At 32.0% G+C, this 15,232-nt stretch carries 9 protein-coding genes; 8 read left to right on the top strand and 1 reads right to left on the bottom strand.

The features are described from left to right. Positions 1-158 precede the first annotated feature (158 nt). Positions 159-2,831 carry a M4 family metallopeptidase gene (locus FS802_RS01210; RefSeq protein ID WP_098655046.1) on the top strand — a complete coding sequence of 891 codons (2,673 nt, stop codon included), beginning with the start codon at positions 159-161 and terminating at the stop codon, positions 2,829-2,831. Between the two features lie 298 nt (positions 2,832-3,129). On the opposite strand, the gene FS802_RS01205 is transcribed toward FS802_RS01210, so the two are convergent. Beyond that, on the bottom strand, positions 3,130-4,356 hold the full coding sequence (locus FS802_RS01205; protein ID WP_098655045.1) for an AraC family transcriptional regulator: 1,227 nt from the start codon (positions 4,354-4,356) through the stop codon (positions 3,130-3,132). Positions 4,357-4,925: 569 nt separating this feature from the next. Between FS802_RS01205 and FS802_RS01200 the strand changes: the two genes are divergently transcribed. The 7 genes from FS802_RS01200 to FS802_RS01170 all read left to right on the top strand — a co-directional run bounded on the left by FS802_RS01200 (position 4,926) and on the right by FS802_RS01170 (position 15,202). Continuing rightward, on the top strand, positions 4,926-6,587 hold the full coding sequence (locus FS802_RS01200; protein WP_000719291.1) for a SpaA isopeptide-forming pilin-related protein: 1,662 nt from the start codon (positions 4,926-4,928) through the stop codon (positions 6,585-6,587). A 92-nt stretch (positions 6,588-6,679) separates the two neighbouring features. Continuing rightward, positions 6,680-7,483 (top strand): class C sortase, encoded by an 804-nt coding sequence (locus FS802_RS01195; RefSeq protein WP_176547021.1) that lies wholly within the window; start codon positions 6,680-6,682, stop codon positions 7,481-7,483. A gap of 153 nt (positions 7,484-7,636) precedes the next feature. After that, positions 7,637-9,877: a SpaA isopeptide-forming pilin-related protein gene (locus FS802_RS01190; protein WP_144524821.1), complete on the top strand. Its 2,241-nt coding sequence runs from the start codon at positions 7,637-7,639 to the stop codon at positions 9,875-9,877. Between the two features lie 118 nt (positions 9,878-9,995). After that, positions 9,996-10,553, top strand: coding sequence for a class I SAM-dependent methyltransferase (locus tag FS802_RS01185; protein ID WP_098654056.1), 558 nt, complete (start codon positions 9,996-9,998; stop codon positions 10,551-10,553). 79 nt (positions 10,554-10,632) lie between these two features. After that, positions 10,633-11,370, top strand: a complete 738-nt coding sequence (locus tag FS802_RS01180) for a hypothetical protein (RefSeq protein WP_001182539.1) — start codon at positions 10,633-10,635, stop codon at positions 11,368-11,370. Between the two features lie 102 nt (positions 11,371-11,472). Continuing rightward, positions 11,473-11,952: an SRPBCC family protein gene (locus tag FS802_RS01175; protein WP_000881622.1), complete on the top strand. Its 480-nt coding sequence runs from the start codon at positions 11,473-11,475 to the stop codon at positions 11,950-11,952. A 79-nt stretch (positions 11,953-12,031) separates the two neighbouring features. Then, complete coding sequence (locus FS802_RS01170) at positions 12,032-15,202, top strand: ATP-binding cassette domain-containing protein (RefSeq protein WP_098654055.1); 3,171 nt, start codon at positions 12,032-12,034, stop codon at positions 15,200-15,202. Positions 15,203-15,232 lie beyond the last annotated feature (30 nt).

The following is a 15,232-nucleotide window of genomic DNA, read 5'->3' as shown; positions in this document are numbered from 1 at the left end:
GGATATGACATATTGAAGAGGTGACTTTTGTTGATTACAGAAGTCATCTTTTTATAATACAGTTTTGCGTAATGTGATGTACTTTTTATTTTTTCTATTTTTGATAGGAATACATTGAAGCAGTTTCATATTTTAGGAAATTATACGAGGAAAATAAAATGAAGAATAAAAAAGAAATAGCTATAGTTGCATTAACAACAGGGTTAGTTTTAACAAGTGTAACACCATATGGAATAGCTTATGCAGAAGAAACGGGTCAAATGCAAGTTGATATTCAAGAGGGTTCGTTCCGTACAGGTGAACTTACACAACCATCACAAAAGACGCCAGAGAATATAGTGAAAGATGCACTTAAGGAAAAGACCGAGCATGCTTTGTCTCCAAAACAAGTTAGTGGAGACAAAGGGGTAGATTACAACGTTGTTCAAAAACGTAGTTCTTATGATGGGACTACACTTGTGCGTATGCAACAAATATATGAAGGTAAAGAAGTATATGGACACCAATTGACTGCTCATGTAGATAAAAAGGGTATTATTAAAAGTATTTCAGGAGAAAGTGCACAAAATTTAACACAAGAAGATTTAAAGAATGCTAGTAATTTATCAAAAGAAGAAGCAAAACAACATATTTATACGAAGTACGGGAACGATATTAAATTTATTTCTGAGCCAGAAGTTAAGGAAGTTATTTTTGTAAATGAAAATAATGGACAGGCTAGCAATGCATATCAAGTTACATTTACTGCTGCAACACCAAACTATGTATCTGGAACTTATTTAGTGAATGCTCATAATGGTGATATGTTGAAAAATATGGTGCAAGAGTCAAGCTTAAAAGTAAGTGAAGAGCAAGTGGAATCTTTAAAGGAAACTAAAAAAAGCAATTCCATATCATTAACTGGAACTGGTAAAGATGATTTAGGGATAACTCGCACATTTGGTATTTCTGAACAAAGTAATGGGAAATATGCGCTTGCAGATTACACAAGAGGGCAAGGAATTGAGACATATGATGTGAATTATAGAGATATTAGTTTTGAAGAAAAATATTATCCTGGTATATTAGCAACTAGCACTTCAACAACATTTAATGATCCAAAGGCGGTAAGTGCTCATTTCTTAGCAACAAAGGTATATGATTTTTATAAAGATAAATATAAGCGTAATAGTTTTGATAATAAGGGGAACAAAGTAGTATCAGTTGTACATGCATGGGATTCTGGAGAAACAGATGATCCTAAAAATTGGAGTAATGCATTTAGTGCTAATGTTAACAATGTTAGTATGCTTATATATGGTGATTTAATGGTTAGAGCGTTTGACATAGCGGGCCATGAATTTACGCATGCGGTTACATCTAGCGAATCTAATCTTGAATTTTTCGGAGAATCTGGAGCAATTAACGAGGCGTTATCTGATATTATGGGAACGGCTATTGAGAAATATATAAATAATGGAGAATTTAATTGGACAATAGGAGAACAAAGCGGCTCAGTTCTACGTAATATGAAAAATCCATCTTCAATCAATTTTTTTGATGGAGTACCGTATCCAGATGATTATAGCAAATACAGTGATTTAAACGGAGAAGATAATGAGGGCGTTCATTTCAACTCAAGTATTATTAATAAAGTCGCGTATTTAATTGCACAAGGTGGCACTCATAACGGTGTAACTGTAAATAGTATTGGTGAAGATAAAATGTTTGATATTTTCTATTATGCAAATACTGATGAATTGAACATGACTTCTAATTTCTCTGAATTAAGATTAGCGTGTCTTAAAGTTGCAACAAATAAATATGGAGCGAACTCAATTGAGGTTGAAGCGGTCCAAAACGCTTTTGATGCAGCAAAAATTAAAGGGACAGTGAAAGAAAACGAAAAAACTGCAGAAAACCAAGTCCCTGAATTAACTGTACCGCTTACAATTACACTGCGTGTTGGTGATACGTTTGACCCGATGAGTAATGTAAAAGCTGTTGATAAAGAAGATGGTGATTTAACAAATACAGTAAAACATAAAGGCGATGTAGATACTTCTAAACCAGGTACATACATTGTGGACTACTCGGTCGTTGACTCTCAAGGGGGGAATGCAACGGCTACACAGACTGTAATTGTAGAGGGAAATGGAGAAACATTAGATTTAAAACCTACATTAACAGCGCCTGTTGGAGCGACAATTCATGTAGGAGATTCATTTGATCCAATGGAAAAAGTATTAGCTGTTGATAAAGAAGATGGTGATCTTACTTCTAAAGTAAAACTTAATGGTGAAGTAGATACCTCTAAAGCCGGTACTTACGTATTAAAGTACACAGTTACTGATTCTAAAGGTCATAAAGTAACTGAGGAACAAACTGTAACGGTCAAAGTTAGAGATGAAGTTAAAAATGAAATACCAATACTAAAAGTACCTGCTACAACTACAATTACTGAGGGGGATCAATTCGATCCAATGGTAGGAGTATCAGCTACTCATAAGGAAAGCGGTGACCTTACTTCTAAAGTAGTTTATGAAGGAGATATAGATCCCTCTAAAGCTGGTACTTTTGAAATAATATATAGTGTCACAGATTCTGTAGGTAATGAGGTACATGCAATACAAAAAGTATTAGTGAAGGATAAAGATACTAGCAAAGCTAAAGGTATTACTAATAATAGTAATAACGGTAATATCACGAACATTAATTCTGATAAAAAAGAATCTACATATAAAGAGCTTCCCAACACGGGTGCAAGTACAACTAACAGTGCAACAATGGGCATATGGATGATTATTGTCGGTACAGTACTCACTTTGGTTCGCAAATTTAGAAAGATATAAAAATAATAGTAGGGATTATTTCTCACACAATAATTATTAGATGAATTTTTTACTTAATAAGATTTTAGTATTTAAGTAGTGTATTTTGCTTCTATAAAAATTTGTGCTTGGACGCTATTTTTCCTACAGACCTACATTACATATAAAGCACGTTACTATTCTCATTCAAATAAAAGAATAGTAACGTGTTTTTTTGATTTAAAAATAGCCTGAATTTAAAAGGTCATGGATGTGGAAGTAATTCTAATCTGCCATTGATAAGTTATTAAAAACACTTTGTTTTAATGAAAGTTTAACTCTATATGACAATATGAGATTTTCGATATTTACCAGGTGTTTCGTTAGTGAATTTTTTAAAAATTTTAGTAAAATAGCTTTGATCACTAAAGTTGAGCGAAGCACATATGTCTGATAAGGGATAGGTTGTGAAAGTTAATAATTTTTTTGCTTCTTCAATTCGTTCACGTTGAATGTACTCAATTAATGAAATACCGACCTCTTTTTTGAATAATATAGATAAATAATCTGAATTTACGTTTGCAAATTTAGCAAGTTGTTTAACAGATATTTGGTTGTAAATATTTTCAAAAATATAGTTTTTGCAAATAGCGATAGTCTTTGAGTATTTCTGTACTTTTTGTGCTTTTACACGGTCTGCAAAAGTACAGAAGACATTTCTTAATAAATCCCATACAGATTCTGTGTCTTTTAAATCCTCTGTCTTTTGAATGTGTAGATCGTAAATCTTGTAAGCAAGCCCGGAAGGAAGTCCTCCTTTTATAGCATATCTAGTAGCAAGTGTGATGGATGAAATACAAATGTTTTTATGACGTCTTAATTGATGGAATGAAGATAAGGATGAAAGAGTCTCTTGTTGGAATTCGTAATAATATTTGAGTACGCTTTCTTTATCCCCGTTTTCTATAGCTCCAAGTAGTTGCTGCTCTATATACAAATTATGACAGATAGATTCGTTTTTTTGCATTGAAATATATACATCCTCGTTTAAGATATTGCTATGACTTACATGAAATGAGTCACTGTTATTTGAAAAGTTACTTACATCTGAATTTTTTTTATAGAGAATGTTATAGAACAATATTGCTATATTTACAAAGAAATTTTGATCTTTGACTGACAATGAAAAATAGTGATCTCTTGTTCTTTTATAATTCGAAATAAAATTAAGGTTACTATCCGTTTTACTTGTAGAAAAATTTACATGTGTCAAGGGCCCAATAATAACAGTACCGTTCACCATATAATGACTCTTTATGTGAATTAAAATGAAGTGCCCTAAAAATTGGTGAGTTCTGAAGATAGGCGAATTAAATGAATCATTTTTTTGAAAAAGCACATGTAACTGTTCTATTTTTGATTTATAGAACGAATGTGAATCATCTTTTGATGTAAATTCTAAAAGAATATTTTTGTTACAATCTAAAAAACAAACTGGAATTTCAAAAGATTGGAAAAACATATTACAAATGTACTCTATCTCAACTAGACTGAGCTTTTTAGTCATATTATTCCTCCTTACAGTTGTGCGTAATAGTTGAATGTTTACATATTCCTTTTTTTCATAAGTAGAAACGGAAAAACTTTATCTATAAAAATAATAAACTTCTAAGAATAATACCATAATTTAACATGGTTAGTACATATTATTTGAATATACAGGTAATAGTTTTAGGGAGTAACGTAAAATATTAATTGTCACACTTATTCGTTGTTCATTGCTTATATGTATCAAAAATGATTAAGATTGGATTTTAAATAGGGATAGGAAGGAAGAGATTAATGAATTGAAGTTAAGTAATTAATGAAAATTTGCGATAGAAGTTAATGTGTAACGATTTTTGAAGTAGAGATATAAGTGTAATTCAGGGGAAAAACTACATATATCATACGGAGAGACAACGTAATAATAGAAAATAAGAAGAGTGAATAAGTGATTGTAAACAATGGATTGTTGGACGACTATGTTTTAGGTTACTCGTTTAAATCTGGTACTTGGCACACTATTGCTTTTAAGAGGGTAATAGTAATAAAGAGATTTTTAAAATGATAGAAGTAGTAAAGGGGATAAGAGAAATGAAAAAAATATTTAGTGTGCTTTTAGTATTTTTCTTAACATTTTCTACATGGTCTAGTGTATTAGTGAAGGCAGCTTCACCATCCAAAGGTACTTTAACGATTCATAAATATGAACAAGAAAAAGATGGCGCACCGGGGCTAGAAGGTGATGGCTCTGCAAATCAAGAGGTACCATCAAATGCGAAACCGTTAAAAGGTGTAACGTTTGAAGTGAAAAGGGTTGCATCGTTTGAAAAAATTTCAAACGATGGGAAAATCGTGAAAGAAGATGTGAAGCCTGTAATGGGAGCAACTCCAACTCAAGTAGTAACAGATGATAACGGACAAGCTGTATTAAAAGATCTTCCGCTAGGACGTTATGAAGTGAAAGAAGTGGCAGGACCTCCGCATGTTAACCTAAATCCAAATACGTATACAGTGGATATTCCATTAACGAATAAAGAGGGTAAGGTGCTAAACTATGATGTTCATATGTATCCGAAAAATGAGATTAAACGTGGTGCAGTTGATTTAGTAAAGACTGGTGCAAATGAAAAAGCATTAGCAGGTGCAGTATTCTCTTTATTTAAGAAAGATGGTACAGAAGTGAAAAAAGAGTTAGCAACAGATGGTAATGGGCATATTCGCGTGCAAGGATTAGAGTATGGGGAATACTATTTCCAAGAGACAAAAGCGCCGAAAGGGTATGTACTAGATCTGACTAAACACGAGTTTTTTATAAAGACCTCCGGAACTATTAACGAAGATGGAACAATTACTTCTGGTACAGTAGTTAAAGTAGAAGTGCAAAACTATGAAGAACCAAATATTGATAAAAAGATTAACGGGAATTTGGAAGCGTTACTAATTAATCCGTTAACTAATTACAATTATGATATCAAAACATTAATTCCAGAAGACATTAAAGACTACAAAAAATATGTAGTAACAGATACTTTAGACAATCGTTTAATGATTCAAGGAAAACCAGTCGTGAAAATTGATGGAGCGGAAGTAAATGCAAGTATTGTAGAGGTAGCTGTAGAAGGCCAAAAAGTAACAGCTACAGTAAAAGATTTCACAAAGTTAGATGGTAAAAAAGAATTTCATTTACAAATTAAATCACAAGTAAAAGAAGGAGTACTATCTGGTTCGGAAATTTTAAATACAGCAAAAATTGATTTTATAAATAAAAATGATGTAATTGGAGAAAAGGAATCTAAACCTGTAGTTGTTGTTCCGACAACTGGAATTATCGAGTTAACAAAAGTTGATGGTGCTGATAAGAAGAAATTAAAAGGTGCGGAGTTTGTACTTAAAGATAAAAATGGAAAAATAGTTGTTGTGGCAGGTAAAGAAGTCACAGGTGTATCAGATGAAAATGGTGTTATTAAATGGACTAACATTCCGTATGGAGACTATCAAATTTTTGAAACGAAAGCACCAACTTATACAAAAGAAGATGGTACAACAGCTTCATATCAATTATTAAAGGACCCTATTGATGTAAAGATTAGCGAAAATAATCAAACGGTTAAATTATTGATTGAAAATAATAAAAGTGGATGGATTCTTCCTGTAACGGGTGGTATCGGAACGACTCTATTTACTGTACTAGGCCTTGCGTTAATGGCTACAGCGGCATTTGTTTTCTTTAGAAAAAAGTTTGCTAATAATTAAGGTTTTAGGAACATGTAACCAAGTGATGTGAAAAGGGGAGAAGCAAAATGCTTCCCTCTTTTCGATATTTTAGTATATGCAGAGGTGGAAATATGAAACGAAATCTTGTTTTAGGAGGTATTTTTTTATTTGGATTAGCTATTTTTTTATATCCTACTATTAGTAATTGGTTGGCGACTCGTGCACATTATTCTGAGATTAGCTCCTACGATAAGAAGATCAAAGCACTACAAAAGAAAGAAGTTGAACGTAGGGAAAAAGAAGCAACCGAATATAATAAACAAGTTCAAACTTTCATGAAAACATTTGCAGATCCATTTTCTGAAGAAAAAAATAATCATCAAGCATATGCCGATGCGTTAAATTTAGGTGATGTAATGGGGTATATTGAAATATCGAAAATTAATATAAAACTGCCAATCTATCAAGGGACCTCTGAGGAAGTATTGAGTCGGGGGGTAGGTCATTTAGAATATTCTTCACTTCCGGTAGGTGGAGAAAATACGCATACTATTTTAACAGGGCATCGTGGTTTACCATCAGCAAAATTATTTACAGATTTAGATAAGTTGAGTGAAGGAGATCTTTTTTATATTCATTCTTTAGACAAAATTCTTGCTTATAAAGTAGATCAAATTAAAGTAGTGTTACCACACGAAACGGACGATTTAAAAATTGTGGAAAAGAAAGATTATATAACATTAATTACATGTACGCCTTATGGAGTAAACACAAATAGATTACTGGTTCGAGGTGAGCGTGTGGAGTTTAACGAGAAAGAAAAACAAAAAATGCGTAAAGAGATATTTATGTTTAATAAGTGGACCGTAGTAGTCTTAATCCTATTATTATGTGTGTTACTAGTCGCAATTTATAAGAAAAAATTAACTCGATAGAATGAATTTATTTATCCTGTATTAATGGGCAGTGGGACCGAAAATCCAGAGATAAGCAAAGAAGGTATATAGGGGATGAAGTAAATCCTCACTGAAAAAAGTTTCACTTTATTCGACTGTAGAAAAAATACGGTAAAGGTGGGGACAAAGGAATTGAGGTTACGATTAAAGTTGGTAAGTATTCATTTTATGGTTTTGTTAATGTTATGTGTAAGTTTTGTCGTATATGCACCAAAAGAAGCATATGGATCCACGACTAACTTAGAAGGTCTAGGGGATATATCGCGTTATAATGCTGTTGTCTTTGGTAACCATATAGCAGTAGGTGGCGACATTGAAGGAGCAATTGCAGTTCAAGGTGATATGGATGCATCTGGTTATACAATTGTAGGTGCAGCAGCGGGAACATCTAATATAGTTGGGGGGAAATGGGATGACGAGGGATATCCATCCTTGTTATTGTCTGGAAAATTTAAAAAGTCAAGAGAGGAATCTTTTATCATTCAAAACGGAATAGTCGTAATGACAAAAGAGAGTGATCCAGATCGTATCATACAATCTTCTTATGATCGTATCGTTTATAAAGAAAAACTAGAAATTAACGCGAAATTTAATGAATTTCACAACATAGTGAACCAAGTCAGTAAAAATGCAGGTCAATATAAAACGAATACCCCAATTCCAAATATGAGTTATGGAATCGGAAAAGATATAAACAATCCTAATATTTATGTTTCATCAGAATTGGTAGGGAAAATCAATTTAGATATAAGAGATGTCTTTTTACCTAATGCTAAAGGAAAAGATTTTATCGTTATGTATTCAGATGCAATAGAGGTTACATTTAAAAATGGTGCTATCTTATATGACACGAACAATATTGGTAGGGCTACAGATATAATTCCTACATCACAACCCTATTCTCCTAATTCACCGTTCACTGAGTTATACGGGAAGGTGATTTGGGTTTTTCCTAATGCAAAAAAAATCACAACAGAGGGATATGGTGTCGTTGGGAGTGTGTTTGCTCCAAATGCTGTATTAGAAACAAAAGGCGGTTCGATTAATGGACAAGCATTTGTCGGTGCAGTACAACAAACTGGTGGATTTGAATTTCACAATTTCAAATTTAATTGGCAACATTGGAACAAGCCTAGTACAGGAAAAGTAAAGATAAAAAAAGTAGATAGTAATAATGATAATAAAGAATTGATGGGGGCAAAGTTTCATATTGAAGATTCAAATAAAAAAGTAGTTGGTGAGTTAGTAACAGATGAAAAAGGAGAAGCGATATCAAAAGAATTACCAATAGGTAACTATACTCTTGTGGAAACAGAAGCGCCTAAAGGTTACGAATTATTAAAAGATAAAATAGCTGTAAAAATAGAAAAAGATGCAGTAGTAGAAATTAAAATAGAAAATAAGAAATTACCAGATCCGATGGGGAAAATGAAGCTAGTGAAAGTAGATACGGGAGATAAAAATAAAAAGCTAGCAGGAGCAAAGTTTCATATTGAAGATTCAAATAAAAAAGTAGTTGGTGAGTTAGTAACAGATGAAAAAGGAGAAGCGATATCAAAAGAATTGCCAATAGGTAACTATACCCTAGTGGAAGTAGAAGCACCTAAAGGTTACGAATTATTAAAAGATAAAATAGCTGTAAAAATAGAAAAAGATGCAGTAGTAGAAATTAAAATAGAAAATAAGAAATTACCAGATCCGATGGGGAAAATGAAGCTAGTGAAAGTAGATACGGGAGATAAAAATAAAAAGCTAGCAGGAGCAAAGTTTCATATTGAAGATTCAAATAAAAAAGTAGTTGGTGAGTTAGTAACAGATGGACAAGGAGAAGCGATATCAAAAGAATTGCCAATAGGTAACTATACCCTAGTGGAAGTAGAAGCACCTAAAGGTTATGAATTATTAAAAGATAAAATAGCTGTAAAAATAGAAAAAGATACAGTAGTAGAAATTAAAATAGGGAATAAGAAATTACCAGACCCGACTGGGCAATTTGAAATTGAGAAAGTTGATGATAAGGATATTAATTTAAAACTAAAAGGTGCTGTATTTCAAGTATTAGATAAAGAAGGTAAAGAAGTTACTAGATTAACAACGGATGAAAAAGGAAAGGTGATTTCCAACCAGTTAGTAATTGGAAAGTATACGGTTAAAGAAATAAAAGCGCCAAACGGATATATGTTACTTAGAGATCCAATAGAAATAGAAATTACAGAAGCGGTAAGGACACAAAAACTAACAGTGAAAAATGTGAAAAATAATTGGGTAATTCCTAATACTGGTGGCAGCGGAACAACAAGTTTTTACGTGACTGGTTTTGTGCTAATGTTTGGTGTGCTATATTTCTGTAAGAAAAATCGTTACATTAGATAGTTTTTAGGGGATAAGTTCGGCATTGTACTAGATTCATGCTACTAAATTTGTTGAAGAAGGAAGGATAATAGTAAACATAGAATATATTAATAATTAAAATGTTTACGAGGTGAAAGTGATGGGAATAAAACAAGACGAAATTAAAGTAGTAGTCGGAGCTGGGGTGTTTAATAATAATCCAGGTTGGATACAAACGCAAGAAGATGAACTTAATTTACTAGATAAAGTTACGTGGGAAGAAAGATTTGAATACAATTCTATTTCAGCTATTTTAGCTGAGCATGTATGGGAACACCTTACGTTTGAAGAAGGTGTAAGGGCAGCAGAAATTTGTTATGAATTTTTAAAGCCAGCAGGGCACATTCGGTGCGGTGTTCCTGATGCATTTTTCCGAGACGAAGCATACCAAAATATAGTTCAAATAGGCGGACCTGGTCCGAAAGATCATCCAGCAGCAAGTCATAAAATTGTTCATAATTATAAAACATTAACGAAAATGTTTGAAACTGCTGGATTTGAGGTAGTTTTACTTGAATATTGTGATGAAAATGGTCAGTTTTATTACAACGAATGGGATGCAAATGACGGTGTTATTTTCCGTTCGAAAAGGTATGATTCTAGAAATAAAGGTGATAAACTTGGTTTTCCATCTTTAATTGTTGATGCGATTAAATGATAAATTTTTCAAGCAAGTAATTATAAAAAGCAGAAAGTGTTCTTTCTGCTTTTTATTTTGCAAAGGGGATGAATATACTATGCAACCTATAAAACAAGTGGCATTAACATGCATTACTCATGATCCAACAGGGAGCTTATTATCTACAATAAAAGAACTAAAAGAGGAATTGTTAAATTTAAATTATGATAAAAAATATATAACAATTAGTAATGTAACACCTAAAGAGGTTGTAAAAGAACTAGCAGAATGTAACTTCCATATAAATATAGTAGAAAAATTAGGAGTAGGGAACGCACGTAGGGATTCTTTGAAGTTTGTTAGTAACTATAATCATGATTACTATCACTATTGTGATTTTGATCGTTTGCTAACTTGGATTAAAGAATATCCAGCTGAGCTTAATTCGTTCATTCAGAATATAGTTGATGTAGATTACTTAATCATTGGCAGAACGGAGAAAGCTTTTCAGACACATCCTGAAGAATGGAAAATTACAGAAACAGTATCAAATAAAATTATGTCATTACAATTAGGGAAACAAGTAGATATTACAGCTGGTTCATGTGCGTTATCCAAACGAGCAATTGATTACATAATAAAATATTCTAAATGCAGAATGACTGATGGAGAATGGCCGATGATTATAAATACTTTTACAGATTTTAATATTCGTTACACTGCGGTAGAAGGTTTAAAATACGTGAACAAGCTTAACCAAGATAATATTATTGACCCTATAAAAGCATGGTCAACTAGATTAGAGCTCTTATATATAATAAGTCACTCAATTTTGGAGCTAACAAAAACCTCTTAAATTAATGGGATGTAATAGTGATTTCTTTTTTGATTGAAATCATGTAAAATAAAATATAGAACGTACATTCGTTCGTTCGGGCAAAAAGGAGGTTAATTAATAATGTTAGCAGTAATAGATAAACAAGGTAATGAATATGTAGTGCAATTTGAGCGCTATTTTTCATATTCGATAGAAGAAGTTTGGTCTGTTTTAACAGAAAACAGTAAGCTAAAAAAATGGATGTCTAATTTACAGATTGAAAGCCTTAAAATAGGTGGAATAATCAAGTTTGACATGATGGACGGTTCATTTATAAATATTGATATTTTAGAGTGTCAACTAAACTCAGTACTTGAATTTACTTGGGATAAAGATCGTGTTCGATTTGAAATACATAAAGATGAAAATTGTACTCTGTTACTTCTCAAAGAATACATTCATGAATTAACTGATCATACACCGAAAGATATAGCTGGGTGGCATATTTGTTTAGATCTTTTTTCTTCCGTTCTAGAAGGAGAAGAAAAAGAATTTTCTAAAGATGAATGGCAACAGTGGTTTGAAATATATAAGGATAAGGTTCTTGAAGTGAGAGGATAATTACGTAAGATAATATATTTATTATGTAATTATTATATTGTAAAAATGGTTTTCATGAAAAATAAGAATAGAGGTTAATATGAAAGTAAAACAATTAATTGCTAATAACATAAATAAATTAGATACAGCTATTCCATTTAATAAGTCGTTTGGAATCGCTGGTTTATCAGGATCGGGTAAAACAACTTTTTGCCAAACGATTGGCGAAGAATCAAAAAAACGATTAGTTTTTTTATTGCCAAAGGCTGAATATCAATATTTATTTCCTAATATCATGGAAACAAATTTTAGTGCTATTAAGATGGAGGATATGCCTTTAGTACTTTTTCTAGGAAAATCATCGATTTCTTCCAATCCACGTTCAACAATCGGTACACATACTGGTGTTTTCACAGAGGTACGTGAAAAACTTGCTGATGTATTTCATCTTTCACCTGAGGTTTTTTCATTCAATAACCAGTTAGGCTGGTGTACTGGCTGTAAAGGCCGAGGTACTACTAAAAATATTGAGTGTAAAAAATGTAAGGGAAAACGTTATAGCGAAGAAATCGAACAACATACGATAGATTTATTTGCTAAACCACATACAATTTCAAATATTAATGATTTAAGTGTTGAGTCTATTCTTTCGTTAGCGGAAGAGTTAAATATTAGTGAAGCAAAGCAACATATACTGCAAAATATAATTAATATGAACATTGGTTATTTAACATTAAATCGAATTATGGGTACGTTGTCAGGTGGAGAGTTAACAAGACTATATTTGGCTGAATTTATGGCAGTAAGCGAAAATGCTGTAATTATTATTGATGAGATTTCAGTTGGACTTGATCATGAAACATTATTACAAATATTAGAAGAGATTAAGCAGTTAGGGTGTAAAAATCAAATTTGGCTCATTGATCATTCAGATACTGTACTGGATACAACAGATGAGCAATTGTTCTTTGGACCTGGTAGCGGAAAATATGGTGGACAAATTGTGAAAGAATCGCCAAGACCAAAACCAATACTGTCGGATCTAAATAAAGAAGTACCAACAGAATATTATACATTCCATGAATTATATTGCCGTAATATCCAAATGGCGGAGTTTCAAATCCCTAAAAATAGGCTTGTGACGGTTACTGGAGAATCTGGATGCGGGAAATCTACACTTGTCAATGAATGTTTAGCTACAGATTTCTTGAAACGATATCCAAAAGATAAATTAGTTATGGTAGGACAAGATCGAAATCAATCCATTACAAGTCGATCAACTGTAGCCACTTTCCTAGATATTAAAAAGAAACTCACAAAGTATAGCGAAGAAATTGATGATATTTTTGAGCGTTCGATTGAGGATATTATAGAAGAACTCCCAAATGAAGATATTGCGTATAAACGCTTGAGTCTATTAATTAAATTAGGACTAGGTTATTTAACGTTAGAACGAAAAACACAAACATTATCAACAGGTGAGTTCCAATGTGTTCATTTAGTTTCGGAGTTATTTGCAAACACAAGAAATCCACATACATTATTTATTTTTGATGAGCCTTCAAAAGGTTTATCACAAAATATTTTAAACCAATTTATAGATAGTGTTAGAGGGATATTACAAGATGAATCAGTCTCTATCATCATGATTGAACATAATAGTTATATGTTAGAAAGCTCTGATTATATTGTAGATTTCGGGAAAAGACAGCTTGAATCTATAAAGCATCTTGATGTAGTAAGTCATGAAGATTATTATCGTCAAAAAAGCAGTGTGAATAATGCAGAGCAAATACATATTTCTTCAGCACTTAAGCATAAAGAAGGCGTTCACTATTTAGAAGAAAATCATATTCACTATTTTAAAAATGCCGAAAACATTTATAAGGGTGGTATTTTAAAAAGTTTATCATCAATGGCCCGTTTAATTTATAGTGAATATGAATCTGATACAATTGCACCTGTTGTTGCTATTGATCTTGAAAGACATTTATATAGTCAATATAGTTTCTTATATGAAATTGGTGGACTAATTAATCATATTGTAGCTGCTCATCCAACTAATAAAGATACGAGAAGTTTTGATTTCTATTCACAGGACAATCATTGTCCATCTTGTTCTGGACGCCTTCAAATTGAAGTTTTTGATAAAGATATTGCAATTCAAGATAAAAACGTTCCATTTTGGGATGGTTTATTCGATCCGGAAATCATGAAAGTATTAAAATTTTATCAATATGAAAAAATAGAATTTCTATTTGAAGAAATTAAAAATGAGCTTGGTCACGATTTATCAAAGAGCTATAATGATATGTCAGAAGAAGAAAAGCATACGTTTTGGTACGGATATTTTGAAAAATCATTTTATGATAAAAAAGGAAAGACACGCAGAACATGGGTAGGATTTAATACGATTATTGGTGGATATATTGTTATTTCAAAAGCAGCTATTAAAGAAGAAATTAAGACTTCTAAAGAAAAGATGACATGTCCAATTTGTGAAGGGACGGTATTAAATCATCATAAACCGCTTAAATTTGGTAACTTTGATATTCGTGAAATTATCAATCAACCAGTTGATGAAGTGTTGCAAATAGTCGGTGATTTACCTGCACTTCAAAAATTGAAATTTATTGTTGGTGGCGATATGAGATTGACAGAAGATGTTTCTTTACTGCCAAGAAAAGCACAAGTTGCACTGAAAATGTTTGAATTAGAACAGGCAAGCTTTTCAAACTATGAAATGGTGTTACAAAATGTCTTACCATTCTGGGACGAAATAAAAGGAAATATCGAATCCATTAGTGTTAATAATAAAGTAACTGTTTGTGATTTCCCTAATGTTTATGAAACGAGAGAAACCATTATAGATAATTATTTCACAAATGGTAAATATAAAAAACTTACGTATGTATACGAAGCGTTTGGATACAAAAAGTTAGTTACCCAAATTAATAAAATTAAAAAAAGTAATCCATGTCCATTTTGTAAAGGAAAGAAAGTTATAACGGAAGATAATCTACATGATGGTGTATTTAAACTAACAATTCCATGTGTAACTTGTAATGCAACTGGTATTAATGACGAAGGACTAAAAGAAGTTGTTGAGGGCGTGGGTGTACAAACATGGTTAACTGGAAAAGTTTGTGATGTTGTGGATGAAAGCTTATTAACAGAAGCTGTTTCGCAAATACCAATTTTTAATCGTATTCGCGAATTGGATAAACGAGATATGATGGCGGTTTATGAATGTCTTGAGAGTAATCAGTAAAGTTATATTAGTTTATATGTTATTAACATA

It is taken from the genome of Bacillus sp. DE0042 (genome assembly GCF_007680225.1).
GTDB classification, from domain to species: Bacteria; Bacillota; Bacilli; order Bacillales; family Bacillaceae_G; genus Bacillus_A; species Bacillus_A wiedmannii.
The sequence above is the reverse complement of the archived record's forward strand: the minus strand, read 5'-3'. Positions and strand labels throughout refer to the sequence as shown.

Coding starts and splice junctions, on each gene's coding strand:
- FS802_RS01210 (WP_098655046.1), top strand. CDS start 159: ATGAAGAATAAAAAAGAAATAGCTATAGTTGCATTAACAACAGGGTTA.
- FS802_RS01205 (WP_098655045.1), bottom strand. CDS start 4,356: ATGACTAAAAAGCTCAGTCTAGTTGAGATAGAGTACATTTGTAATATG.
- FS802_RS01200 (WP_000719291.1), top strand. CDS start 4,926: ATGAAAAAAATATTTAGTGTGCTTTTAGTATTTTTCTTAACATTTTCT.
- FS802_RS01195 (WP_176547021.1), top strand. CDS start 6,680: ATGAAACGAAATCTTGTTTTAGGAGGTATTTTTTTATTTGGATTAGCT.
- FS802_RS01185 (WP_098654056.1), top strand. CDS start 9,996: ATGGGAATAAAACAAGACGAAATTAAAGTAGTAGTCGGAGCTGGGGTG.
- FS802_RS01180 (WP_001182539.1), top strand. CDS start 10,633: ATGCAACCTATAAAACAAGTGGCATTAACATGCATTACTCATGATCCA.
- FS802_RS01175 (WP_000881622.1), top strand. CDS start 11,473: ATGTTAGCAGTAATAGATAAACAAGGTAATGAATATGTAGTGCAATTT.
- FS802_RS01170 (WP_098654055.1), top strand. CDS start 12,032: ATGAAAGTAAAACAATTAATTGCTAATAACATAAATAAATTAGATACA.